This window comes from Bacteroides sp. GM023, from assembly GCF_014750685.1.
Taxonomy (GTDB): Bacteria; Bacteroidota; Bacteroidia; order Bacteroidales; family Bacteroidaceae; genus Bacteroides.
Window position 1 is genome coordinate 17,800 of record NZ_JAAXGE010000016.1, and the last position, 25,131, is coordinate 42,930.

General features: G+C 43.0%; 17 protein-coding genes. 5 read left to right on the forward strand and 12 right to left on the reverse strand.

Going from position 1 to position 25,131, the window contains the following annotated elements; translation table 11 throughout:
* Positions 1 to 103: 103 nt before the first annotated feature.
* Positions 104 to 1,390, reverse strand: a complete 1,287-nt coding sequence (locus HC965_RS24305) for a serine dehydratase subunit alpha family protein (RefSeq protein WP_191033916.1) — start codon at positions 1,388 to 1,390, stop codon at positions 104 to 106.
* A 143-nt stretch (positions 1,391 to 1,533) separates the two neighbouring features.
* Here HC965_RS24305 and HC965_RS24310 point away from each other — a divergent pair, with 143 nt between their 5' ends.
* Entirely contained in the window at positions 1,534 to 2,619 is a 1,086-nt protein-coding gene (locus HC965_RS24310; protein WP_191033917.1) for a PCMD domain-containing protein, read from the forward strand.
* A 60-nt stretch (positions 2,620 to 2,679) separates the two neighbouring features.
* Positions 2,680 to 3,465, forward strand: coding sequence for a porin family protein (locus HC965_RS24315; protein WP_191033918.1), 786 nt, complete (start codon positions 2,680 to 2,682; stop codon positions 3,463 to 3,465).
* Positions 3,466 to 3,552: 87 nt separating this feature from the next.
* Here HC965_RS24315 and HC965_RS24320 read toward each other — a convergent pair whose 3' ends face one another.
* Entirely contained in the window at positions 3,553 to 4,119 is a 567-nt protein-coding gene (locus tag HC965_RS24320; RefSeq protein ID WP_191033919.1) for a calycin-like domain-containing protein, read from the reverse strand.
* Between the two features lie 160 nt (positions 4,120 to 4,279).
* Here HC965_RS24320 and aroC point away from each other — a divergent pair, with 160 nt between their 5' ends.
* Positions 4,280 to 5,356, forward strand: coding sequence for a chorismate synthase (aroC, locus tag HC965_RS24325; protein WP_191033920.1), 1,077 nt, complete (start codon positions 4,280 to 4,282; stop codon positions 5,354 to 5,356).
* A gap of 19 nt (positions 5,357 to 5,375) precedes the next feature.
* Positions 5,376 to 6,740 carry a dipeptidase gene (locus HC965_RS24330; RefSeq protein WP_191033921.1) on the forward strand — a complete coding sequence of 455 codons (1,365 nt, stop codon included), beginning with the start codon at positions 5,376 to 5,378 and terminating at the stop codon, positions 6,738 to 6,740.
* A gap of 123 nt (positions 6,741 to 6,863) precedes the next feature.
* Here the strand turns inward: HC965_RS24330 and HC965_RS24335 are convergent, their stop codons facing one another.
* From HC965_RS24335 to HC965_RS24360, 6 genes are all read right to left on the reverse strand, one after another.
* On the reverse strand, positions 6,864 to 7,622 hold the full coding sequence (locus HC965_RS24335; RefSeq protein WP_191033922.1) for a class I SAM-dependent methyltransferase: 759 nt from the start codon (positions 7,620 to 7,622) through the stop codon (positions 6,864 to 6,866).
* 28 nt (positions 7,623 to 7,650) lie between these two features.
* A complete protein-coding gene (locus HC965_RS24340) occupies positions 7,651 to 8,136 on the reverse strand; it encodes a GNAT family N-acetyltransferase (RefSeq protein WP_191033923.1) in 486 nt (161 codons plus the stop codon).
* Between the two features lie 337 nt (positions 8,137 to 8,473).
* Positions 8,474 to 10,318, reverse strand: a complete 1,845-nt coding sequence (locus HC965_RS24345; protein ID WP_191033924.1) for a RagB/SusD family nutrient uptake outer membrane protein — start codon at positions 10,316 to 10,318, stop codon at positions 8,474 to 8,476.
* Positions 10,319 to 10,341: 23 nt separating this feature from the next.
* Positions 10,342 to 13,443 carry a TonB-dependent receptor gene (locus tag HC965_RS24350; protein WP_191033925.1) on the reverse strand — a complete coding sequence of 1,034 codons (3,102 nt, stop codon included), beginning with the start codon at positions 13,441 to 13,443 and terminating at the stop codon, positions 10,342 to 10,344.
* Between the two features lie 39 nt (positions 13,444 to 13,482).
* On the reverse strand, positions 13,483 to 14,832 hold the full coding sequence (locus HC965_RS24355) for a BT_3987 domain-containing protein (protein WP_191033926.1): 1,350 nt from the start codon (positions 14,830 to 14,832) through the stop codon (positions 13,483 to 13,485).
* A gap of 751 nt (positions 14,833 to 15,583) precedes the next feature.
* Entirely contained in the window at positions 15,584 to 16,639 is a 1,056-nt protein-coding gene (locus HC965_RS24360; protein WP_191033927.1) for a linear amide C-N hydrolase, read from the reverse strand.
* Between the two features lie 249 nt (positions 16,640 to 16,888).
* Between HC965_RS24360 and HC965_RS24365 the strand changes: the two genes are divergently transcribed.
* A complete protein-coding gene (locus HC965_RS24365) occupies positions 16,889 to 17,809 on the forward strand; it encodes a hypothetical protein (protein ID WP_191033928.1) in 921 nt (306 codons plus the stop codon).
* 210 nt (positions 17,810 to 18,019) lie between these two features.
* Here HC965_RS24365 and HC965_RS24370 read toward each other — a convergent pair whose 3' ends face one another.
* The 4 genes from HC965_RS24370 to HC965_RS24385 form a co-directional block, all read right to left on the reverse strand.
* Positions 18,020 to 20,164 carry a DNA topoisomerase 3 gene (locus HC965_RS24370; protein ID WP_191033929.1) on the reverse strand — a complete coding sequence of 715 codons (2,145 nt, stop codon included), beginning with the start codon at positions 20,162 to 20,164 and terminating at the stop codon, positions 18,020 to 18,022.
* Between the two features lie 85 nt (positions 20,165 to 20,249).
* Positions 20,250 to 21,968: an ATP-binding protein gene (locus HC965_RS24375; protein ID WP_191033930.1), complete on the reverse strand. Its 1,719-nt coding sequence runs from the start codon at positions 21,966 to 21,968 to the stop codon at positions 20,250 to 20,252.
* 247 nt (positions 21,969 to 22,215) lie between these two features.
* Complete coding sequence (locus tag HC965_RS24380; protein WP_191033931.1) at positions 22,216 to 23,805, reverse strand: BT_3987 domain-containing protein; 1,590 nt, start codon at positions 23,803 to 23,805, stop codon at positions 22,216 to 22,218.
* A 34-nt stretch (positions 23,806 to 23,839) separates the two neighbouring features.
* A complete protein-coding gene (locus tag HC965_RS24385) occupies positions 23,840 to 25,129 on the reverse strand; it encodes a DUF1735 and LamG domain-containing protein (protein WP_191033932.1) in 1,290 nt (429 codons plus the stop codon).
* Positions 25,130 to 25,131: the final 2 nt, after the last annotated feature.

Consider the following 25,131-nt stretch of genomic DNA (forward strand, 5'->3'; position numbering starts at 1 on the left):
CTGTTCTTTAACTTGGTTGTTCCTTAGCTTAGTCTTTAGCTTGACTGTTCTTTATCTTGACTACTCTTTAATGCAGATTCTCTTTAATTCAACTATTCTTGTTTCAGCATCCTTTGTGCGTCATAATATCGAGTACCATTTTATCCGTCTCATTCATGGCTTGTGAGCCGATTCTTGTCAGGTTACGGATACTTTGGTCTACATCTTCATCAATAATTCCTTCTACGGAAGTCACACAGCGGTCTTCCATCGCCATCATCGCAGACAGAACGGCTGTTGATACTCCGGTAGTTACTTTCAGGGCACAACTCGGTTTGGCACCATCGCAAATCATTCCCGTCAGGTTCGCAATCATATTTTGAACGGCAAAGGCAACTTGGTCGTAGTTGCCACCCATCAACCAAGTGATTCCGCAACTGGAACCTGTGGCGGCTACCACACAACCACACAGGGCAGACAATCGTCCCAGGCTTTGTTTTATATAGATAACTGTAAGATGGCTCAACATCAGGGCACGAATCAGTTCTTCTTCGCTCTTGTTGTTTTCTTCGGCAAAGACTACTACCGGAAGCGTAGCGGATATTCCCTGATTACCGCTGCCGGAGTTGCTCATGACCGGAATCATCGCTCCTGCCATTCGGGCGTCACAGGCGGCTGAAGTATAAGAGAGGATATGGCAGAATACGCTATCGCCCATCACTTTATGTTCGTAAGTGCCGCGGAGCATTTTACCCAAGCAATGTCCGTAGTTGCCTTTGAAGGCTTGTTCGGCGGCTGCTTTGTTCAGGCGGGCGGTGTCGAGGATGAAACTGATTTCATCCAGCGGAGCTGTCAGGGCGAAGTCGTAGACTTTACGCAGGTTCAGTTCGGGAGAAGCGTCTTCTTCCTCTTCACTGGCTGTATGTTGCTTGTCGAGCAATACTTGCTCGTCTTTGGCTATATATATAAAGGTGGTATGTCCGCCGGCAATGATGGTTTTAGCTGTTTTGCCTGCAACTTTGCAAATGACTTCGATGTAGAGCTTTTCGGTGATATTGTCTTTCAAGGAGATACAGATTCTCTTTTCTGCGATAAACTGTTCCCCTTGCGCTACGGCTTCAGGCGTACAGTCTCTCAATACTTCCAGTTGATAATCAGACTTACCGATTAACGCACCCAAGGCAACGGCTATCGGAAGTCCTACCATACCTGTGCCGGGGATTCCTACTCCCATGGCATTCTTGAGTATATTAGCGCTCAACAATACTTCGATTTTCTCCGGTTTCTCACCCAGCGTTTCGGCTGCTTTCGCAACACAAAGTGCCACCGCAATAGGCTCCGTGCATCCGATGGCAGGAATCACCTCTCTTTTAACCAGCTCTATAATTTGCCTTCTTTCTGACTCAGTCATGAACATATAAGTTTTGTTTCTATGAATGTTTCCACAAAAATAGAAAATTCTTTTCTATCCTACACGCCTTAGTGAACAAATAAAATTGCATTTTGTTATAAATCCTTCTGATAACCCAACTTTAACAGCAAGAATAAAGAAAAATGAAAGCAAAACACGTGATTTTCTATTTGTTATTAGCTATTATTTCGTCTTCTTGTATTCGCGACGAAGCTCCCAATGCAGAGGCAGATATTCTCAGTTGCAAACTGCCGGAAGTAGCAATGACTACCAGTCCCATCATCAATAATAACTCAGTAACTCTCTTTGTCGGTCCGGGAACGAATGTTTCGGCACTTGCGCCGGAGTTTATTCTGACGCCGGGAGCGACAATCAGTCCGCAAAGCGGAACGGTACATGATTTTAATTCTCCGCAGAAATATATCGTCACAGCCGCCGATGGCGTTTGGAAAAAGACATATACGGTGTCTGTCATTGATACGGAGCTTGCCACCAATTATCAATTCGAGGATACTTTGGGCGGAAAGAAGTATTATATCTTCGTGGAACGTGAGGGAGATAAAGTAGTAATGGAATGGGCAAGCGGAAATGCCGGTTATGCTCTGACCGGAGTCCCCAAGACAGCAGATGACTACCCCACCTTCCAAGTGACGGAAGGTAAAGAAGGAAAATGCCTTTCTTTGGTGACACGCAGTACGGGATTCTTCGGAGGAATGATGGGTATGCCCATTGCTGCCGGGAATTTGTTCATCGGTTCCTTCGATGTGGGCAATGCAATGAGCAATCCGTTGCAAGCTACGAAGTTCGGGCTTCCTTTCCGGTATGTGCCGACTTACCTAGCCGGATACTATAAGTACAAGGCGGGAAATAAATTCACGGAAGGAGGTAAGGAAGTGGATGGAAAACGTGACATATGCGATATATATGCCATCATGTACGAAACGACCGAATCTGTCCCTACCCTGGATGGAAGCAACGCGTTCACCAGTCCGAATTTGGTTTCAATAGCTCGTATTGACAACGCTAAGGAGACAAATGAATGGACATATTTCAAACTTCCCTTCACTACCCTGCCCGGTAAGTTTATCGATAAGGAGAAGTTGAAGAATGGAAAATATAATGTTGCCATCGTATTTACATCAAGTCTGGAAGGGGCATACTTCAACGGAGCTATCGGAAGCACTCTACTGATTGATGAAGTCGAATTAATCTATCACTCGGAGAATTAACCTATCACTCGGAGAATTAATCCATTACCCGAAAAAATTAATTTTATAATAGACAGAAAGATGAAAATTTATCCTTATATATTCAGTTTTCTCACTTGTATGGGAATAGCCTTGCCGGGGTATTCACAAGTAGACAGAAATGAAACGCTTATTCGTTCCGCCCTTCGTGGACTGGAATATGAAATAAAGGCAGGATTCAGCATCGGTGGCACGGCGCCGCTTCCCTTGCCGGTGGAAATCCGTTCAATCGACGGTTATAACCCGACGCTTGCCATTACTATCGGCGGCGAAGTCACCAAATGGGTGGCTGTTCAAAACAAGTTGGGTATCATTGTCGGGTTGCGTCTTGAGAACAAAGCGATGACAACCGAAGCGACCGTAAAGAATTACAATATGGAGATTCTCGGGCAAGGCGGTGAAAGAATCAGCGGCGTATGGACGGGCGGAGTAAAAACCAAAGTACATACCGCGGGTCTAACTATTCCTTTAATGGCGACTTACAAGCTGACTAACCGATGGAATATAAAGGCAGGCCCCTACTTCTCCTATATTCTTTCAAGAGAGTTTTCGGGACATGTGTACGAAGGGTATTTGCGTGAGGACGACCCTACCGGGCCTAAAGTTGAATTTACGGATGGAAAGATTGCGACTTATGATTTCTCCGACGACTTGCGACATTTCCAGTGGGGATTGCAGGTAGGAGCCGGATGGAGAGCATTCAAACATCTCAATGTGTATGCAGACCTCACCTGGGGACTGAATAATATTTTCAAAGATGATTTTCACACGATTACTTTCGCCATGTATCCTATCTATTTGAATATCGGTTTCGGGTATGCATTCTAAGGAAAGATATATGTTTTAAATAAAAAAAGCCGAGCTGCCTGAACGATATTTCTTCTTCAGGCAGCCCCGCTTTTTAATTCTACAAGATTAGTTTTTCTCAGGGTTCTCTACCTGTTTCACACCCAGGAAAGTTACTTTCACTGTCTGTTGCAATGCAGGCACTTTCACGTTGATAGTCATATTCGCGTCCATATCTTCCACCGTTCCTGCTACGGTAACGTTGCAAGTTCCTAGAGCAGCGGCATCTCCCTGAAAGGTAAGGTCTTGCTGTCCCGTAAAACTGGAAACACCTTCTTCCTTCTTCACCGCACATTTATCTATCACAATATCCCCGAATTTCAATATCTGCCCGTTCAGGAACAGTTCAAAATCCTTCAGTTCTATTTTTATTTCCGTATCGCTGACTTGCGAGAATGTGATAAACTTAGGCAGTCCGTCAGCGATGACAATCTCCTGGTCGGAACCATCCGCTATCATGGAAATGTTCAGGTTTCCCCAGTAAGTCCCTACTACATCGGGAGCTGTTATTACCGCTTCTTCACCGGGTTCGTTACCGTTGTTCTTCTTGCTATCGTCGTCGTCATCGCTGCTACAAGCAGAAAAGAGAGCGACGGAACATACAAATGCCAATAAATACAATAGATTCTTTTTCATACGTCTTCAGTTAAGTTATTATATAAAATCGCCATTTATAAACCGAATTGAAGAAAAAAGGTTCAATATGCTTCCTTTTTTGAAGATATTTTGAGTTCACAACAATCTTACCGAAAACTTTGTTATATTTGCATACAGTAATTTTAAAAAAGCCACGACTATGTTTAATTCATTTGGCAATATCTTTCGGCTCACAAGTTTCGGTGAGTCTCATGGAAAAGGAGTTGGGGGAGTGATTGACGGTTTTCCCGCAGGAATAACCATCGACGAAGAATTTGTACAACAAGAACTGAATCGCCGCCGTCCGGGACAATCTATCCTTACCACACCACGTAAAGAAGCTGATAAAGTGGAGTTTCTCTCCGGTATTTTCGAAGGCAAATCCACCGGATGCCCTATCGGATTTATCGTATGGAACGAAAATCAGCATTCTAGTGACTACAACAATTTGAGAAATGTATATCGTCCTTCACACGCTGACTATACTTACACCGTGAAGTATGGAATCCGTGACTACCGCGGTGGCGGACGTTCTTCGGCACGCGAGACGATTTCACGCGTTGTAGCCGGTGCTTTGGCGAAATTGGCACTCCGCCAGTTGGGAGTCAGCATCACCGCTTATACCTCGCAGGTAGGCGCTATCAAACTGGAAGGCAGCTATTCTGATTATGACCTCGACTTGATAGAAAGCAACGACGTACGCTGTCCGGACCCTGAAAAGGCAAAGGAAATGGCCGACCTTATCTATAAGATGAAAGGTGAAGGCGATACTATCGGTGGTACGTTGACCTGTGTCATCAAGGGATGCCCCATCGGACTGGGACAACCTGTTTTCGGCAAACTTCATGCTGCCTTGGGCAATGCCATGCTAAGTATCAACGCTGCCAAAGCATTCGAATACGGCGAAGGATTCAAGGGACTGAAGATGAAAGGTTCGGAACAGAACGATGTTTTCTTCAACAACAACGGACGAATCGAGACGCATACCAACCACTCCGGTGGTATCCAGGGCGGACTGAGCAACGGACAGGATATTTACTTCCGGGTAGTTTTCAAACCGATTGCTACTATATTGATGGAACAGGAAACAGTCAACATCGACGGAGTGGACACGACGCTGAAAGCCCGCGGACGTCATGATGCTTGTGTACTGCCGCGTGCCGTGCCTATCGTAGAAGCGATGGCTGCCATGACGATACTTGATTATTATCTGCTGGATAAGACCACGCAGCTTTAATATCAGCAAATTATTCAATATGAACGAAATTCAGAAATATATTGCAGCGAACGAGCCAAAGATAATGGAGGACTTGTTCAGCCTTATCCGTATTCCGAGTATCAGTGCACTGCCCGAACACCATGACGATATGTTGGCATGCGCAGAGCGTTGGGCACAACTATTACTGGAAGCCGGAGTGGATGAAGCATTGGTAATGCCTTCCAAAGGTAATCCGATTGTCTTTGCACAGAAAATTGTAGACCCGGATGCCAAGACTGTTTTAGTCTACGCCCACTATGACGTAATGCCTGCCGAACCATTGGATCTTTGGAAAAGCCAGCCATTCGAACCGGAAATACGTGACGGACATATTTGGGCACGTGGCGCAGATGATGATAAAGGACAATCTTTCATTCAGGTGAAGGCTTTCGAATATCTTCTCAAAAACGAGTTATTAAAGAATAATGTGAAGTTTATCTTTGAGGGGGAAGAAGAAATCGGTTCTCCGAGTTTGGAAGCCTTCTGCGAAGAACACAAAGAACTGTTGAAAGCAGATGTAATCCTTGTCTCGGACACGAGTATGCTGGGAGCTGAACTTCCTTCGCTGACCACTGGTCTGCGCGGACTGGCTTACTGGGAAATAGAAGTGACCGGCCCGAATCGTGACTTACATTCAGGACACTTCGGCGGCGCGGTAGCCAACCCCATCAATACGCTTTGCCAACTTATCAGCAAAGTGACAGATGCCGACGGACGGATTACTGTTCCCGGTTTCTATGACGACGTGGAAGAAGTTCCGCAAGCCGAACGGGAAATGATTGCACATATTCCTTTCGACGAAAAGAAATATAAGGAAGCAATCGGTGTGAAAGAAGTGTTCGGAGAGAAAGGATATAGCACACTGGAACGTAACAGTTGCCGTCCGTCTTTTGATGTGTGCGGCATATGGGGCGGATATACGGGAGAAGGCTCAAAGACGGTTCTTCCTTCAAAGGCTTATGCCAAAGTTTCCTGCCGGTTAGTTCCGCATCAGGACTACCATAAGATTTCTCAAATGTTTGCGGATTATATTCTTGGCATTGCTCCCGACACGGTGCAGGTGAAAGTTACTCCGATGCATGGCGGACAGGGATATGTATGCCCTATCTCTCTTCCTGCTTATCAGGCGGCGGAGAAAGGTTTCGAAATAGCTTTCGGAAAGAAACCGTTGGCAGTGCGTCGCGGTGGCAGTATTCCTATCATTTCCACTTTTGAACAAGTGTTGGGTATCAAAACCGTATTGATGGGATTCGGACTTGAATCAGATGCTATTCATTCGCCAAATGAGAACTTTTCACTGGATATTTTCCGTAAGGGAATAGAAGCGGTGGTTGAGTTCCATAAGGAATATGCAAGGCTCTAAGTAAATATGTAAAAAGGATAAAAACCCCCGGCAAAGTTTTTCTTGCCGGGGGTTTTTCTATTATCGCCTTTATGTGTTATTTAAAATCCAACCTAAATGTGGGAACCTGGCTATTTCATACATTCAGGCTTTTTGGCAAACAAATATCTGTTTCTCCGAATCATCACAAAATGCTTCTTCGTCAAAACTCCCCAACTTATGAATAATCTTAAAACCATTCCATTCCAAGTATGCGTCCAGTTCTTGAGGGAAAAATAACCGCATATCCAAATTTTGAATCGAATCAAACTCACCATTAATGAAATAATGCCATTCTATGCAATTAATCTGAGTTTTTCTTTCATATCGCATGAGTTGTTTTATCAAGATTTCCCTTCCATCTTTGGTTGTGTATTCAGCAACTTCTACTTGTTTCTTTTCATGTTCTACTATATATTGAATATTCGGATTAAAACAATCCAGCAGAAATAATCCTCCGTCTTTGAGATGACTTTTAACAACATCCAATGCCTTAAACAAATCTTCATTTTGATAGATATGATGGATTGAATTAAAAGGAATAAAAACAAGGTCATATTTCTTCTGCAAATCCAATGTCCGAATATCAGCTTCTATAAACTCTATTTCCAATCCTGCTTCGGTAGCTTTTAATCTCGCCTGCTCAAGCATGGAAGAAGTATAGTCTACTCCACTGATATTATATCCATCCTGTGCTATTGGAATAGTAAGCCGACCTGTGCCACAACAAAGCTCAAGTATATCGGCAGCCTTATTTCCTGGCAGCCACCGCTTGTAGAATTGCAAATCATCTATGTGGGTATTCATTCCATCATAAATATTCGCATCATATATCAAATCTCCAACTTTATAATTACTATTCATTTTTCCTCCACAATCTATTGGTTAATTTTCAGCTAAGTTCCAGGCAAAAGAAATCCGAGTCATCATACGGATAATCATAAGCGATAGGCAATTCTTCTTTTTCTATTTTTCTGAAGCCCGCCTTTTCATAAAACTTATGCGCCCTGTCTGTATTTTTAGGCGTATCGAGAATGATTTGCTTGAAACCATACTTTCGAGCAAAGTCCAAAAGTTGAGCATATAGCTGGCTTCCGAGATAATGGGGATTACCTCTGTAAGCCTCATACACGAAAAACTTCTTTAAAATACCCAAACCATCTCCTACATTCATCAAACCAATGCTTCCTGCTACTTTTCCATTTTCCTTTGCCACCCAAAAGTTTCCCCCGCCGTCAATGTACTTTTCTTTGATGCAAAGTAACTCCGGCTGGTCATCAACACCCACAAGCGGACGTGTACCATCGTTTTGGCAATGCAGAACAAGAGCTATTATTTCATCTCTATCCGATTGGATATATTCTTTTATTTCTATCATGATTCGATTGTTTTTTTAATTTCTACAACTAGAAAGCGGATTCTGTATCCACTTGTATCTCTCTGAATGTCTTCTATTCCTGATATTCACGAAACAGTTTATAGTACACCTTTTGCCGGTACATTTACAAATGTACGAAATTAATATAACAAGTAATACAAGCCTACTCTTTATTTCTTAAATCACTCTTCTTCAAATCCAACCACAACTAATTCAGAACTAAAATCGAACCAAAAGAAAAGAAGGAGAATCTGATTTGATTCCCCTTCTTTGTTACTGCCAATCTAACGAAAAGCTTATTATCACTCTATTGCATTTGTGTTATAAAAGTAACTAACTACCAACCCGGATTCTGCACCAGTTTGTTTGATTTCTGAATTTCATTAAGTGGGATTGGATACAAGTACATACGTCTCTCGAAGATACGAGTCTCAAAAGCAGTACGTTCCATAAAGCCTTCCAAATTATCGGCATTCATATTCATACCATGTACTGGTCCGCCTTGCTTATACCCTTCCTCGTCGGCACACATCCATCGACGTACATCGAAATAACGTTGTCCTTCAGCAAACAACTCAATGCGGCGTTCCATACGAATCGCTTCTTCCTGCAATGCCTGATTACCTTTTATTCCAGGTTTGATATCTTTCAACAAAGGTATACCTGCCCGGTAACGGACACTGTCGATATGCGCAATAATACGCTCATCAGCAGGATTCACATGATTCAAGGCTTCTGCATACAACAAATAAAAATCTGCCAGGCGGAACAACATACCAGCCCTGTATTTCGACTTCGAGTTACTACCTTGATTTAAAAGGTCGCGATTCATACCTTTATATAGCAGATAACCCGAATAACTCATGTCTGCTTTAGAGTTGTCATCCCCTGTACCTTTATAGAAATAAATCTGTTTAGTCGTCTTTTGCCATACTTTGCCGGAATAAGTGATTGCCTGATAGAAGCGTGGTTCACGATTTTTATACATATTAGGAACACCGTCATCACCGATACCCTTTTCATCAATATAAAGACCGGACTCATGAATACTCTTACCATCACTCATAAGAAAATCATCAATAGCTTCTTGCAATACGCCAACACAACCAAAGCCACTATAAATAGCACGCGGAGTACATCTGCGCTCTCTTCCTTCTCCGCCAACACCTCCCCAGGAGTTCTTACTGGTCTGCCAAATTGCTTCCGGATTGTTCAAACTCACCTGAAAGAGTTGATACAAAGATTCTCCTGCATTGACTTCGTTCTCATCATTCATCACTTTATACAAGTAATAGTGCGTCTTTGCATAATCAATGAAACGCTGTAAAGCATTCAAAGCCGTCTGCCATTTTCCATCATCTTTGCCAGGGAACAATTGTTTATCCTGCTTATCCCTTAAAGCGACTGCTTCTGCATAACCGCCATTCAGCAACGGACTTGCAGCATATACATGAAGTTTAGCCAATATAGCCAATGCAGCACCCTTTGTAGGAGCAGCAGCACGGTTTTCATTGGCACTTCCATCATCATTCAGTTCTTTTTCGGGCAATAAGTCATAGCACGCATTCAATTCTCCGTCAATGAAACTCACTACCTCATCCACCGAATTACGATAAAAATCCAAATCCGCAGCTGAAGGGTCTGAAATTTCTGTCATAACAGGAACAGGCCCATACAATTCAAAAAGCAGGTAATGATAATAAGCACGCAGGAAACGGGCTTCGTTCTTCAACCTCGCCAACTCTTCATCATCTATAAAGTCCGTCACATCACCCTGTTGCGGAATCGTGTGAGCATATTCAAGAAATTCATTAGCCTGACGGATTTGCTTATAAAGGCTCCACCGCGACAAATCTGCCGAACCGGCATGATAACCTACCGTAGGAATAGTTTTCACATTATTCTGCGCACTTTTCAGCTCGTCCGAAACGGCAGGCCACGGATTATCAAGCCCCGTTAAGGCTGCATATGCGCTAGTTATAATAATATTCGATACATCAGGAATCCCTGAATAGATATAACGGTGGAAACGGCGTGTATAACCCGTATTATTGAATACCTCGTCCATCGTCAGTTCCGCAGCCAAGTCATCCGATACGTCCAAATAGTCGCTACAACCCGAAAAGAATATCGTGCTTAGTCCTATAAATAACAGGATTGATAATTTTTTCAATGTTTTCATATAAATCGATGTGTTATAGATGATTAGAAAGTAAAGTCAAGACCAAAAGTGAAAGTCCGGCTAAGAGGATATGAGAACCCGCCATTAGCGTTTCCAAGTTCGGGGTCCCACATTTTGATATTGTCCCACACACAGAGGTTATTCCCTTGCAAGTAAATTCGCAAAGACTGTACCCCAATCTTTTTCAGTAATTTCTCCTTGAAATTATAGCCGAGTTCTATATTCTTCAGACGCAGAAAACTAGCATCACGCAACCACCATGTACTGGCAGCTTCATTATTGGTGAATGCAGTAGAATGAGCACGTGGAAACATTACATTCTGACTGGGATTGTTCTCCGTCCAGCGATTGGCAACTTCGGCACGCACAGCAGACTCTTCAATTCCCCATTGGAATGGAAAGAATGTTCCGTTAGAACCATTGCCCAACACCGTTGAAGTGTTTCCCGCTCCTTGAAAGAATATACCGGCATAGAATCCTCTCCATTCGACATTAAGACCAAATCCGTATACAATTTCAGGAACAGAAGGATTGCCTACATCTTCCATTTGGTCATTACTGTCAATCTTTCCATCGCCATTCAAATCCTTATATTTTATATCCCCCGGACGTACCCCGCTTGACAAACCTGACACAACTCCCGGTTTCAATGCATAACTGCGTTCCAGTCCTTCTCCTGTGATGATGAAATCATCGGGCGTATACAGTCCATCTGCAATATACAATTTCCACGAGTTAAGACGGGTACCTTTCTTTTCGAGCCACGGATAAACCTGCGGCACTTGGTCATATTCTATAATCTCATTACGTGCAAAAGTAAAATTACCACGGGCACTCAAATTCACTTCACCTATTTTGTGATTCAAACTCAAACTGGCGTCTATACCATGATTCTTCACAATACCGAAATTCTGCCAGGGCATTTTTTGGAAACCTGTCACGTTAGATACAGTATTACGTTGCAGAAGAATGTCCTTACGCTGGTTATTGAAATAGTCAACCTGTATATCGATACAATTATCGAACAATCCCAAGTCAATACCATAATTGCGCTTATCTTCGATTTCCCAGGAAAGGAAAGGAGATTCAAATTGCGCCTGAGTAATTCCATTACCCACTCCACCTGTTGCATTACTATTACTGAATCCGATGTCATAGCCACCAGCGCCCTGATTCATCGTTCCACGATACAGGAAACGGTCACCACCCGTATCATCGTTACCGGTACGTCCAACAGAAAATCTCAACTTCAGTTTATTTAGAACCTTTTTTATCGTTTCCGGGTAATAAGGTTCGTTACTGATATACCATGCCAACCCCATTGCGGGAAAAAATCCGAAACGGAAACCTTTGGCAAAAGTTTCGGAACCTGTATAACCAAAGTTTCCTTCTATGAAATAGCGTCCGTCATATCCATACGTCACACGGCCAACCAAGCCCTGTTTCCTATAAGGCAAGGCATTGTTATGATACTGGGTATCTTTCTGCATATACAGGAACATAGCACCTACATCATGCTTTTCGGCAAAAGTCCGGTTATAATTAAAGGCAGTCTCAAAATAAATCTTTTTGTTCGAGGTATTCGACAAAGTTTCAGACAAAACATCACTGCCCTCTGATACAGTCTTATAATGCAACATACCATTTTCATCACGTCCTGTCGCCAAGTATTGAGTCGGATTTTTCGTACGCTTTGCCACATAAGACATATCGGCGTCGAAACTAATCAGTCCCTTCCAGGTCAGCCCTTTTGTCAGGAAATCCAATTTTTGGTTTACTTCAACTTTGGACTGGATAGAAGTTCTCCATTCTTTTGAGTATCCTGAGTTCACGAGCTGGTTATACGGATTGACGCGATTGCCCGAAGGACGGGGATGCCCGGCTATGGTACCGTCAGAATATACGGCAGGCATAATATAAGACGGAGTGCGGCACATCGTATTAAAAATAGTACTGGTTCCCGTACCCGGATAGTTTGTTTGCAGATATTGTCCACTGATATCGACCTTCACCGTTGTGGTTTTGGTGGCATCAAAGTCGATATTACTACGCAGGTTATAACGTTTCAGACCGATATTATTGTCATAGTCATTGCTGAATTCCTTGAAAATACCATTTTCCTGATAGAAAGCGCCGGAAACAAAGTAGCGGGCACGTTCCGTTCCACCTCTCACATTAAGGGTATATCGCATATTGTACGTATGGTTTCTCAACATGACACCCAGCCAGTCCGTGTCCGGATATAAATCACGGTCGGCACCGGGACCGTATTTTGCGATTTCCTCTGCCGTACGTATGCTGGCGGTTCCTTCATTGTTCAATGCTTCGTTGTAAAGTTCCAGTGTCTCTACGGAATTCATAAACTTCGGCAGGCGAGTCGGTTCCAAAATGGTTCCTTCGGCACGGAAAGATATTTTCGGTTTCTGTGAATTACCCCGTTTAGAAGTAATCAGGATAACTCCGTTTGCACCTTCGGCACCATATACGGCTGTAGCGGCAGCATCTTTCAGCAATGTGAAAGATTCGATTTCATCAGCTTCTATGTCCTGCATCTGACGGGGGACACCATCTACCAATACAAGCGGGTTAGTACCACCCTTGAAAGAACTTTGTCCGCGAATCCAAAAGTCGGCATTGTCATATCCCGGTTCACCGGAACGCTGCACAGCAATAAGTCCCGGAATCTGACCTGCCAGATTATTCGTCATATTACGGCTGGAAGAAACCGATAGTTCTTTGGGGCCAATGGCTGTGATAGAACTGACTACACTATTCTTCTTTTGTTTGCCATAACCGATAACAACGACGTCTTCCAGCATCTCCGTACTGGGTAGCATCTTGATAGCCAGTACCTTTTCGCCTTTATAAACCAGTTTTTGGGGTTCATAGCCTACGTAAGAGAAAAGGAGTACGTCACCCTTCTTCGTTTTTATCGTAAAATTTCCGTCCACATCAGTGATTGCGCCAACGGTCGCGCCTTCTATCTTTATCTGTACTCCAATCATCGGCTGACCGTTCTCATCGACTACAAGTCCTGTCGGGCTTTGCTCTTGTGCATACATCATGTTCACTCCTGCAAAGATGGCAAACAGGACGAGACATGTTATTTTTAATATCCTATTCATAAATGTGTCTTTTAAGTAAGAATTAGAAAATAATTAAGGCTACTTATCCGTACCGTAAACATACAATTCTGCCATGTGCCCTACGGATGCCCCACTACCCAAAGTCGGGATATAAATACGAATCCAACGTGCGTCACAAGCCTTTACAGGAACCATTTGTTCTGTCTTTATGCTGCCGTCGAAGAAATATTTTCCAATCAGATTCCATGTTTCACCGTCATCTCCTGCATAGATTTCCAGGTTCATGGAAGTGAGTGCATTTTGTCTTGCAACAACTCCTAACTGACTGATACTGTTTTCTTTTCCCATATCGAGTTTGATTTCGTACGGGGGAGCCGCTTCTCCTGTCGGTTGCGACCAATGACTATGCCAGAAAGTGTTTATATCTCCGTCAATCAAGGATATGGCCTGACCGTTATGAGGGTAGTCATTGGATGTCTCACCTGTCTCTTCTTCTGTGTTGGCGGTAACTGTCCAATGTTCCCGGTTTATAAGTTCACCCTGTTTGATTATACAAAATGTAGCCACCGTCTGATTATCCAAATTAATACTGGCATCACCCTGTCCGCTCAGTCCGCCTAGTGAAACCGGAAGAAGATAATTTCCGGGGGGAACTGTCGCACCTTGCAGGTTGATAGTAGAGCTTCCTGTAGTTTTTCCTTTAGCAATAGTCGCATCAGGAAGCGTATAGTAATCAGAGGGTAATAATATAAAGTAGGTCGAATTTTTTGAATTATAACTGTCTACATAATCGGTTCCTTCAACAGCAAATGAGGTAGTTAACTCCCATTCATTGTCAAAACTCACTTGTGTGTTAAGTTTCATAGGAGAAGTGGTGGTTTCGCCTTCTACAACAAAATCTCCTCCTGAAGAGGTGAGTCTGACAATAGCTTCTTTCACTACAAATCCGTAAATAACTTCCGTACGTTCAGGATTCATGGGGGTTCCTGTGGACGATACCCGTAGAGGAAGTACATATTTTAATTTGTCGAAGCCGGAAAGATTGTAAATCTTGTGAGGGTCATAAACCAGGTTGCTTCCTTTTACATATCTGTCGCCACCGGAAGTAACCGCATAGGTTGCGTTTTCAATAGTGTAACATTCGGAAGGTAATAACTGATAATCAGTTCCATCAGCATTATTCAAAGAATCCAACAAAGATTGCTCTACCGAGAAAGTCACTGTTCCGCCGGCATCTTGCAGCCCGGCTTTGGCAACAGACAACTCTATCTTGTTGAGAGAACCCAAATCATAAACTTCAAGGGTGGTAAACCCGTTTTGTGATGCTGAAAACATTCCGACGGAACGTCCGTTATCAACATCTTCTACACACCCGGTAATGCATAAGCACGCTAACAAGCACGATGTTAACTCAAGGCATTTTTTCATAATTGATAATAGTTTTATTAAAGGTAAAAAAGGTGTAAAAAGCAAGTAAAAAGTATCTACTGATACTTTTGATACTTTAGGAGTAATAATAATTCATTTCTTTCTCATAGGCATTAAATTGATTAATTAAAAACTCTTGTTCTCTTGTGTGCTGAACTGTGCTGATTTAATGTTTCAAAAAAAGAAAAATTATAGGTTTAGTTCCAATAGAACTTAAATGAGGAAGAATTATCGTCAACAGATGAATTAGCTAGTGTGAAAAGTCTATTTTTCCGGAAGAATAAGCGTATATACGTACCTATTTTCTACCTGTTTTCGGTAGGTATAGAAAAGAATATAATTTTGTTTCATGCAGTTTTATTCTAAATAAATTAGTTTATATGTAGGTAATTTTGAATTTATTAGTATATTTGCTGCCGATTTATTGAGTTTTATCGGAAAACTGTAAGTCTGTGCGACTGGCTGGAAAAGAAGAAGGAAAGTATGTTTGCTACATTTCAAGCGCTAAGTTCTATTGGAACTTAGTGGTATAAATCGAACGAGAATCTATTTCTACAAAATTCATTTTATATTCATTATCCATATCGTCAACAGATGTCAATTATATTCTTGCAGTAATTGTTATTAAGTGCAGATAATTAATTATATAGAAAAGGCAAGCCAGTGCTTGCCTTTTCTATATAATTAATTGTTTAAATATGGTATGCATCGAGTCTTTTTCAGTGTGCGATGCTCAACCACCCTAGATAAATCACATCACCGGAGTCTGAAAAAGGAAAGTAAACGACTTGCTGTCTTTCAAATCCTTCACAGCGTCACCTGCATAAATCTCACCATTCGCCAAAGACAATTTCTTGATACTTGCTTTCGGGCTGAAATCAATCTTCTTCAAATCCAGCCAAAACAAATTCGGAGTTAAAGTCGATTCAAAATAATAGACCTTATTCTTTTGGTCGGAGACGGTACGCCAACGGGTAGAAGAAATATGAGGTTTATCGGGAGTAGAGATTCCGAACGGAACGGAGACATTACGCATTACACTCAATACACTTGGGATGGCGATTTTTGCATCCGAGGTTTGGGGAATGGCATGAATATAGAAAGAAGCACGTACAAAGCGGTCGGTGGAACGGTTTGTGCCCGGAAGCATTTGCAGGCCGCCTACTTCTTTCCAGTAGTCGTTGATAGCCAACTGGTATTCATAGCGGGGAGAGTTTGTCATTACTTGATATTCTTTCCCTTCATGGATGCTTAGTTTTCCATCTAAATATTCCAATATGGCAGTATTTCCCGTTTCATCGGTAATAGCAAGGTGAAGAGTCGATTCCGAACCATTCGGCAGACGGGGAGCGTCGATACGGAAGGTTTCCTTTTTCAGTTCGTCCACAGCTTCACGCACTGTTGCAAAATTATCAAGCACATACTGAGTCCAAATACTTATTCCCATCGCAGGACGGGTATCTCCCGGCAGTGAATAAATTGTTTCAGGCAGGAACAGCAGACTTGCTACCAGTCCTTTCTCATTCATTCCATCACAAGTTCCTATATCATAACCTGCTGCAATGACACTTCCATACTTGGATGTCCAGTTCAGCGTTTTCTCCTTATTGTGTCCCGTGCGCTGAATGCCACGTGGAAATACATAGAGATTCGAGTGGAGGTCTTCCTTCCAGTCCATCGTACGACCGGTTACCACCATTTGGTCCGGTCCGATATACACTGCACGTGTACACGCTTCTACCTGCTGCATGCTCCCTAAAGAGACAGCAGCCAACAATAATACAACTCCCGCTAGATTTTTCTTCATTTTTCTTTTCGGTTTAAATAATTGATACTCTTATCTATAAATAACAACTGCCTGGTGAATATTGCCTGAAAGAAAGACGAATTTAATGAAAATAAAGGATTTATCCGAGGACTTCTTTGGTTATTCCAAGGTTCATCAAGTTAAAAAAACTTGTCGTTGAAAGGAAATGCTGTTTACTATTTGTTATTCCACTCTCCTTTCGTTATTTTTGTGGGTAGAAGAATTTACTAAACTATAAGGAGAGGACAAATGCGTATGAAACAAAAGATTAGCATTTCACGGTTTCCAATTTTCCTGGGTTTGCTCCTTCTGCTGTCTTCCATTCCGCAGTTGCTCTCTGCACAGGAAGGGATTGACAGTCCCCGCATTGTTCGTAATGATTTGCTAAAACAACCGGAAGGTATATTGTTTCAACATGCTACACCTGATTTGTTTCAGTATGCCACGCCTGATTTGTTCCCGCCTTCAAAGTTCAAGGATATTCCTTCTCCGAATTTGTCCAAACAGTTATTTTACTTTCCACCCGATTTTTCACATAAAGGAGAAATCTATCTGCCTTATCAAGTTAATCCTTCTCCACTCTTCAAAGGTGATTACAGCACAAGCGGTATATTAATGCAATTTCCTCACGGAGCAGTATTCGGTTCAGGCAAGCAAACGAGTGTGCCGGGCATCGGACTTTTCAATAATGCTTCGCTGGGTTATCAGCACATTTTCAATGACAGGTTTGAATTACAGCTTCAGGCTAACGCTATGAAAATAAATATGATGCATTCCACCGGACATACGTTCAGCACTTCGGGTGCTTTGCTCTATCATGCTTCGGACCGCGTTGCTTTCAAGGTATTCGGTTCCTATGACATGGGCAATTCTTACGGAATGAGTACTCACAGTTATGGAGCTACCATGTCCATTGATATGTCCGATCGCTTCAATATGGAGATGGGGGTACAACGTTATTACGATGCTATGAGAGGACGCTGGGAGACAGTTCCTGTTGTAATTCCCACCTATCGCTTCAACAATAATTTCAAACTGGGTTTTGATGTAGGCGGAGTCCTGTACGAAGTTCTACGCAATGTCTTCTTTGACAAACACGGTGGTGGGGATTACAGCGGCGGTCCTACGATTGCTCCACCCCGTTCATTTCTGCCAATACGTTCGAGATAAAGACTTAATTTCAGGAAGCCCTGATGATAGCACAGTTTCCCCATAGGGAAACGCCAGTATCCAAGGCAGGAAACTGCAGTGTCCTCGTAGGGAAACTGGAGTTTCTACGGCGAGAAACGGGCGTTTCCTGCAATGGAAATTACAGGAAACTATAAGAGATTGATATTTAAACACATGGATAAGAATAGCCGAGAAAGGAACAAAGGAATTTTATTCAAAATTCTTCCGGTAAGCACATCCGTTTCTCCATTCCGAACATCCGTAAGCTGTCTTGCCTTTGATGATGGTTCCTTTGCCACAAAGCGGGCAGGGTTGTCCGACAAGTGCATCCGCGTTATCCGCTACTGAAGGGATTGCAGTAGGTGTAGCCTTCGGTTTACTATCTTTCGGGGCACTTGGCTTCTTTTCTTTTGGGGCACTCGGTTTCCGTTCGCGCTTCTTCGTTTCTTTCTTCGCTTTTTCTTCGGCTTGGGCGGCTACTGCGTCCTGAATAGTGATACGGCGGTTTGTATTATCCGACAATACACTCATTACTACTTCCGAAACCATTTGCTTCAGCTCTTCCAGGAACTGACGGGCATCGTAGGTTTTCTTTTCTATTTCGCGGAGCTTCTTTTCCCAAATACCTGTCAGTTCGGCAGATTTCAAAAGTTCTTCGTGGATAATTTGCACCAGTTCCACTCCTGTCGGCGTGGCAATCAGGTTCTTTCTTTCCTTACGGATATAATTCCGTTTGAACAGAGTTTCGATGATAGCGGCACGGGTAGACGGTCGGCCGATACCGTTCTCTTTCAAGGCATCGCGGAGTTCGTCATTATCCACCAGTTTTCCGGCGGTTTCCATCGCACGAAGCAGGGTTGCTTCCGTGAAAGGTCTTGGCGGTTGCGTCCATTTCTCGTTCAAGTCAGGGATGTGAGGACCGCTCTCCCCTTTCACAAAGGCAGGAAGAACATTTTCGTCCTCGTCCTCTTTCTCTTCGGTGGAGTCCTTCACGTCTTTGGCGAATACGACACGCCAGCCCGGTTCTAAGATTTGCTTACCGGTTACTTTAAATTCTATTTTGTCTACTTCACCCATCACGGTGGTGGTAGAAATCTTACAGTCAGGGTAGAATACGGCTATAAAACGACGCGCTATCAGGTCGTAGACACGACGTTCCATATCGGTCAGGTTTTGAGCGTATACTCCGGTAGGGATGATGGCATGGTGGTCCGTCACTTTCGAGTTATCGAATACTTTCTTCGATTTAGGCAGTGTAGAGCCGTTCAAAGGGGCAGTCAGTACTTCGTAGTCACGGAGTCCTTTCAATATGCCGGGACATTTCGGATAAATATCATCGCTCAGGAAAGTAGTATCGACACGCGGATAAGTGGTTACTTTCTTTTCATAAAGAGACTGGATAAGTTTCAGTGTCTCATCGGCAGAGTAGGCGAATTTCTTATTACATTCTACCTGAAGGGAAGTCAAGTCGAACAAACGCGGAGCGTATTCCTTTCCGTCTTTCTTCCCGACGCTGGTGACTATAAGCGGCAGGTCTTTGATACGTTCTACCAGTGCTTCGCCCTCTTCCCGATTGGCAATGGGGTCGATGCCCGGATTATCTATTTTCTTTTTTCCACCGTTCTTTTCTTCTTCCGCGGCGATTTCTTCATCACTTTTGCGGATAAGGGCGGAGAATGTGGTATCACGATAGTTGGTTTTCAGCTCCCAGTATTGCTTGGGCTGGAAGTTGGCTATTTCCAGTTGGCGGTTGACAATCAATGCCAAGGTAGGCGTTTGCACACGTCCGATGGAGAGTACTTGCTTATTCTGACCGTATTTAATCGTATAAAGACGGGTGGCATTCATACCCAGCAACCAGTCGCCCATGGCACGGGAGAGTCCTGCTTCGTATAATGACTGAAAGTCCGATTGGTCTTTCAGTTTGGCAAATCCTTCGCGGATGGCTTCTTCGGTCAATGAAGAAATCCATAGACGTTTCACCGGACAGCGTGCGCCTGCTTTCTGCATTACCCAACGCTGAATCAATTCTCCTTCCTGGCCGGCATCACCGCAGTTGATAATCTCGTCTGCATTCTGCATCAGCCATTCGATTGTATGGAATTGCTTTTCGTAGGTAGGGTTTTCAATCAGCTTGATACCGAAACGGGGTGGAATCATCGGCAGACTGCTCAGACTCCATGACTTCCAGTTGGGCGTGTATTCATGCGGCTCTTTCAGGGTACAGAGATGCCCGAATGTCCAGGTCACCTGGTATCCGTTCCCTTCTATATATCCTTCTTTTCTTGTATGAGCGCCGAGTACTTCGGCTATATCGCGTGCTACAGATGGCTTTTCGGCTATGCAAACTATCATTTTTACTCTTCTTGTTTTTATACTAACAGCTTACAAAGTTACACGATTATTTCTCATTGACCGCATGAAGAGGGAAAAAAGTCCATTATACCTCCCAGCACTTCCATCCTTTATTGGCACAGATATATACCACATACGAACGGACATTGTAATTGGGAAATTTCCTTTTCGTATCTTCAGCATACCCTTTCACCTGCTCTACGTGTTCAGCAAGCGGTTCGGTAAGTGATAGTATCCGGTCGGCTTCTTTGGCATGATAGTATTTGAATTCCACAACGCGATCGTCCGTGTAATAATCCGTGCCGGGAATACCTGTCATCTCAAAATCCGAACGCCCTGCGGAGTTATTCTGTTCGATGGCAAAGGTATAGCAATGGCTTAAATAGCGGGATACAAGTTCGTAGAAAGAACAGCGGATGAAATTCTCGTTGATTTTATCGAATACTTGAGCGGGGAATTGCCCCAGATATTGTTCAAAATAGTTCTGTACCAGAGGTTCGAGACTACGATTGGCATCATAAAGTTCGTAAACCGGAACATATCGGCTGGCGTTGCCTTCAATATTGTTCAATTGGTTGTAGTAGTCCATGTAAATGCTCCGCATAGTCATATTAGGTAGAACCATACGATAAGCATTCTTTAAGGTTGTCATTCCTAAATAGAACAGACTGACCGGGTAGAATTCCTTTTCAAAAAACTTTTTCTTGTTGAACTTACTGGACAAGTCTGTTACGTTGTAGGACAGTTCGTCGTCTATAACCAAAGCGTCCAGCATTTCTTTGGCATTGTTTAGTGTAAGAGTCAGTCGACGAATCCAGTTGATGTCCGTACGCAGATTCTCATCAATCAGTTCAGACGGAATACTCCCGGCATTAGCCGCAAATTTCTTGAGGAAATAAGTCAGAATGGTCGAATTGAAAAGATGTTGACCGGTGGGACTGAAACGGTAGCCGTCATAGTTGCTCACTATAAGCTGCCAGATTTCTTCAAAACGTTCCTGTCCCTCATCAGGAGTATATTTATCGAGAACATAGCTCAGATATATTTTCGCTTCTTCGTAGGTGAAGCCAAGCATATTCAAGAAAGCCGGTTCTAATGTAAGAATTTCCGCTATGTTGTATCCGCTGGTCAGATCGTCCATGGTGACAGGTAATACGCCCGTACAGAAGCAGGTACGAATACTGCCTTCACCTATACCTTTCTTTATTACTTTGAAAAAGGTACGAAGGAAACTATCGCTGGTGGTCACTTTTTCATAAAGCGGATCGTTATAGGAGGTAAGCAGTTGGTTGGTGAAGTTATCGTATTCATCAATCAAAATGTAGGCTTTAGGAAGTCCGTGAGAACGGGCATAAAGAAGAGCTTCTTCAAGCATTTTAGCTGCGCTTCCCCGAGCTATAAATTGAAAGTCACCAAACAAATCTCGATTATGCTCCACCATTAACTCTACAGGACCACAATTCAAGTCATCGAAGTTTTGCGATAACCCTTTCATATCATTCGCCATCACCATTGCGGAGAAGTCATAGCGGATAACCAGATATCGGTTATGTTCTTGCGTTGGATGTTCACCAATCCATGTACCACCGAAAAGTTCTTCAAAACGGCTTGCTTTTGTACGGTCGTAATAATGAGCCAACATAGATATTAACAGGCTTTTCCCAAAACGACGGGGACGAAGAAAGACAGGAGCATTATAATCTTCAAGTCCCGGAATATAATCTGTCTTATCAACATAATAAAAGCCACGTTCGCGAAGATCTGCGAAGTCAGCTACTGCATAAGGAATGGTTATTCTTGCCATAATATCTGTTTTTCTTTCGATGAGGACAAAGTTACAAATAAATTAGTACCTTAAACAAAAATTGCGCTAATATATATAGTACCTTAAATAGAATTTGATATTCTACCTGTCCTCCCTCCTACTTATAAAAAGCAGTTTGGCAGAATGGCAGAAGTACCATAGCAGTAGAACAAAAGTCACGTATTCCGACTCCTATGGTACATCTGACTTCAAAGAACCGACAGCCAGTCTGCCAAGGTAATGAATCTTACCAGTCTTTCCTGAAATAAGTATTATTCGGGTCATTGCCAACTACTCCGGCCTGGTGTGGAGCCAGCATAACCTGACTTTCATAAAACGGGTCATAGAAAAATTGCATCTCATTCATGGGAGCTGTTGTTAGCATTTCTCTTCCCCGCACATTATCCGGTATATCATAAGCAATATAAGCTTTGGAGCTCTCTTGGAAAGCAATTACCCCATTCGGATCTTCACCCGTTCCATCCATGTCCAGTATAAAATAGAGAAAGTCCATATCATCTCCCCAAATTTCAGACATACTTTCTGTAAAATCGAATGAGAAGCATACAAACCTTTCTTTCTCTAATCCGGCAAAAGGTTTCCGCCCGCTTACCATCCATTCAGCTCCAGGTATCTGAAAAGCTGTCCAGTGTGGAAGTGAGTATTTATTCAGATAGCCATTGTATGCATAATCAATATATTTACCCACTTCGATGCCGCCACACTTCTCTTTATCTGAAAAATAAGAAGTAGCATCCCCCTTATCGGCTACTGTCAGCATTTTCTCTTTAGGCAGTGCTTCACGTAGCGCTTTTATGAGTTTGGGATAAACAGTCATATTCTTCACACCTTCTACGCCATATTCATCTCCATCATCCCAAAGGTCAATACCATCCAGTTTATAAAGTTCCACCACTGTCTTTGCCAGCATTACAAAGTTTTCAATGTCTCCCTCAGCTAAATGGCAAAAGCCAACTGCCGGACTGCTCTTTATGGTAAGGCACACTTTTATTCCCATCAACTGTAACGGACGGATATATTTATCCGCATGTTTCAGTACATAAGAAATATCAGAATTCAGTTTCAATTCACCACCTGTACTCACAGTGGCCCGCAATAAATTAACGACATCAAATAATTGTGAGGACTCATAACCCGGAGTCATATAACTATCCTGAAACCAATATACGGAAGATACCAAAGGACTCATTTTCTCCGTATCGACATAGCCAATACAGGTATGCCCTTTATCGGGAGCTGTCAAACGCATTTTACCATTTGTCCAGTTGATACGATAAAGCAGGCTTTGGTATCCACTCTCATCTTTTAAAATGAGAGGAAGCAGATATTGCGTATCTTTTTGAGAGCCCATATCATTCTCAGCTTTTGGTAAAAGCCATCCTTTAAGGGTCAATGCTGCTTTGCCTGACTGTGTAGCTCCGGCTGCCAAGGTTATTTTTCCTCCGTTTGCTATCTCGTAAGCGTAAGCCGGCAACAATAGATAGTTCGAGTTTGTATACTCCAACTGAAAAGCTTCCACATCAAATTCTTCATCTACGGTTACAGTCAGATTCTGAGTTTCGGTAGCAGCTTCCTTCAGTACTATGGATACTTGGTCGGTCACTACTGCATCTTCCTGGTCGGTCACAACAAGAAACACTTGCTGATTGTTCTTTTCCAAATCGCTGCACAATCTTTTCGGCAGTTCACCTATATTTAATTCTGTCGATTTATCGTGCGAGACATCGGGATTCAGCACGGCAGCATCTTCCTCGCAAGCAGTTACTGCCAGCAAGAGCAAGAAACAAAGTCCGGTATATTTTAATATTTGTCTCATATTATCATTCGTTTTAAGTTAATTAATCACCCGCTTATTTATTCAATATAGGAACTTCAATACCGGCAGGCCACAGTTCTGCATCCGTTTTATCACGTGGCTGTGTATACGTAGCGTCTGTCCAGTATGGAATAACCTTTGCATCATTCCGGTTGCCAGTCTGGTCTGTGATGGTCATTCCGGTTCCTTCGTCAAATTTCCAGTAAGCACGCAGGTTCGGTTCCGCAGCAGGTTCAAGGATATTATACATATTCTCGAAAATCTGTTGTTCGGTACGAGCTACGCTCCATATACGCCCCTCACAAATTTCTCCGTTCAACTGACGAGATATATCGTTAGACTGACCGTATGAACGCCCGAAATAGAAATTGAAATCACCTCCATTGCCTACTTCATCATCTGCCAATTTATCTCCCAGGTTAATGGCTGTAAGTTCACTACTTCCATGACCGCTTTCACGCCTTTGCAGTTTTCCGTTCACATAGAAAGCGATAACCTGTGTTTCAATGTCCCATGTCAGTGCGATGTGATACCATTCTCCGACCTGAAGTTGCAGATTGTTGTCACTGTTGCCGGGGAATTTTCCGACAGGTGTCTGGACTTGCAACTGCTGACGTGGGTAACCTACATCTCCCAAACGTACACAGAGATATTGTTCAATGCCCATAATAGTGGTAATGTTGGTTTCTGCATCAAACTGGTTGATACGTATGATAGCTTCCATCGTTAACGCTGTCAGATTATTCACTACATCGGCCGTAGGACTCCCCTTGTCAAATCCCGGTACGGCCACGTAAACTTTCTGTAGATTTGCCGCTGTGGTAATGGCACTCGACCTTTTCACCAAATAATACATGACATGCGAGCCGTTCATCACTCCCACCTTATCAGCTTCAATAGCAAGCGGACAGACATAGGTTGCGTCAATCTCCAGTTCATCCAGTTTGGAAAAATGGATAACGACCTCTTCGGAGGTGGTCTTTCCCGCAGGAATCACCACTGAAGTAGTGGAAAATTCATAATGTCGGGCATCCAATGGCAGATAATCAGTGTCATTCTTCATATTGTAAGCGGATGTCAATGACGGGTCTACCTTTATATTCACTGCAACATCACTTCCCGACGGATAGGATAATTTCACGTTGAATTTCTTATCCTGTTTAGTCACCAAGCGATTGAAAGTAAAACCTTCCACATTTTTCACTTCTGCCACACTAAGATAAGCGGAGTTATCGAACGGAGAACGATTACTATAATCGGTGTTATCACAGCTTGCCAATGCTAAAGCCGCAATTACCATCCATAAGTTATATATTCTTTTCATAG

Bases quoted from the DNA above. Each gene is read 5' to 3' on its own strand.
- HC965_RS24305 (WP_191033916.1), bottom strand. From the start codon at position 1,390: ATGACTGAGTCAGAAAGAAGGCAAATTATAGAGCTGGTTAAAAGAGAG.
- HC965_RS24310 (WP_191033917.1), top strand. From the start codon at position 1,534: ATGAAAGCAAAACACGTGATTTTCTATTTGTTATTAGCTATTATTTCG.
- HC965_RS24315 (WP_191033918.1), top strand. From the start codon at position 2,680: ATGAAAATTTATCCTTATATATTCAGTTTTCTCACTTGTATGGGAATA.
- HC965_RS24320 (WP_191033919.1), bottom strand. From the start codon at position 4,119: ATGAAAAAGAATCTATTGTATTTATTGGCATTTGTATGTTCCGTCGCT.
- aroC (WP_191033920.1), top strand. From the start codon at position 4,280: ATGTTTAATTCATTTGGCAATATCTTTCGGCTCACAAGTTTCGGTGAG.
- HC965_RS24330 (WP_191033921.1), top strand. From the start codon at position 5,376: ATGAACGAAATTCAGAAATATATTGCAGCGAACGAGCCAAAGATAATG.
- HC965_RS24335 (WP_191033922.1), bottom strand. From the start codon at position 7,622: ATGAATAGTAATTATAAAGTTGGAGATTTGATATATGATGCGAATATT.
- HC965_RS24340 (WP_191033923.1), bottom strand. From the start codon at position 8,136: ATGATAGAAATAAAAGAATATATCCAATCGGATAGAGATGAAATAATA.
- HC965_RS24345 (WP_191033924.1), bottom strand. From the start codon at position 10,318: ATGAAAACATTGAAAAAATTATCAATCCTGTTATTTATAGGACTAAGC.
- HC965_RS24350 (WP_191033925.1), bottom strand. From the start codon at position 13,443: ATGAATAGGATATTAAAAATAACATGTCTCGTCCTGTTTGCCATCTTT.
- HC965_RS24355 (WP_191033926.1), bottom strand. From the start codon at position 14,832: ATGAAAAAATGCCTTGAGTTAACATCGTGCTTGTTAGCGTGCTTATGC.
- HC965_RS24360 (WP_191033927.1), bottom strand. From the start codon at position 16,639: ATGAAGAAAAATCTAGCGGGAGTTGTATTATTGTTGGCTGCTGTCTCT.
- HC965_RS24365 (WP_191033928.1), top strand. From the start codon at position 16,889: ATGCGTATGAAACAAAAGATTAGCATTTCACGGTTTCCAATTTTCCTG.
- HC965_RS24370 (WP_191033929.1), bottom strand. From the start codon at position 20,164: ATGATAGTTTGCATAGCCGAAAAGCCATCTGTAGCACGCGATATAGCC.
- HC965_RS24375 (WP_191033930.1), bottom strand. From the start codon at position 21,968: ATGGCAAGAATAACCATTCCTTATGCAGTAGCTGACTTCGCAGATCTT.
- HC965_RS24380 (WP_191033931.1), bottom strand. From the start codon at position 23,805: ATGAGACAAATATTAAAATATACCGGACTTTGTTTCTTGCTCTTGCTG.
- HC965_RS24385 (WP_191033932.1), bottom strand. From the start codon at position 25,129: ATGAAAAGAATATATAACTTATGGATGGTAATTGCGGCTTTAGCATTG.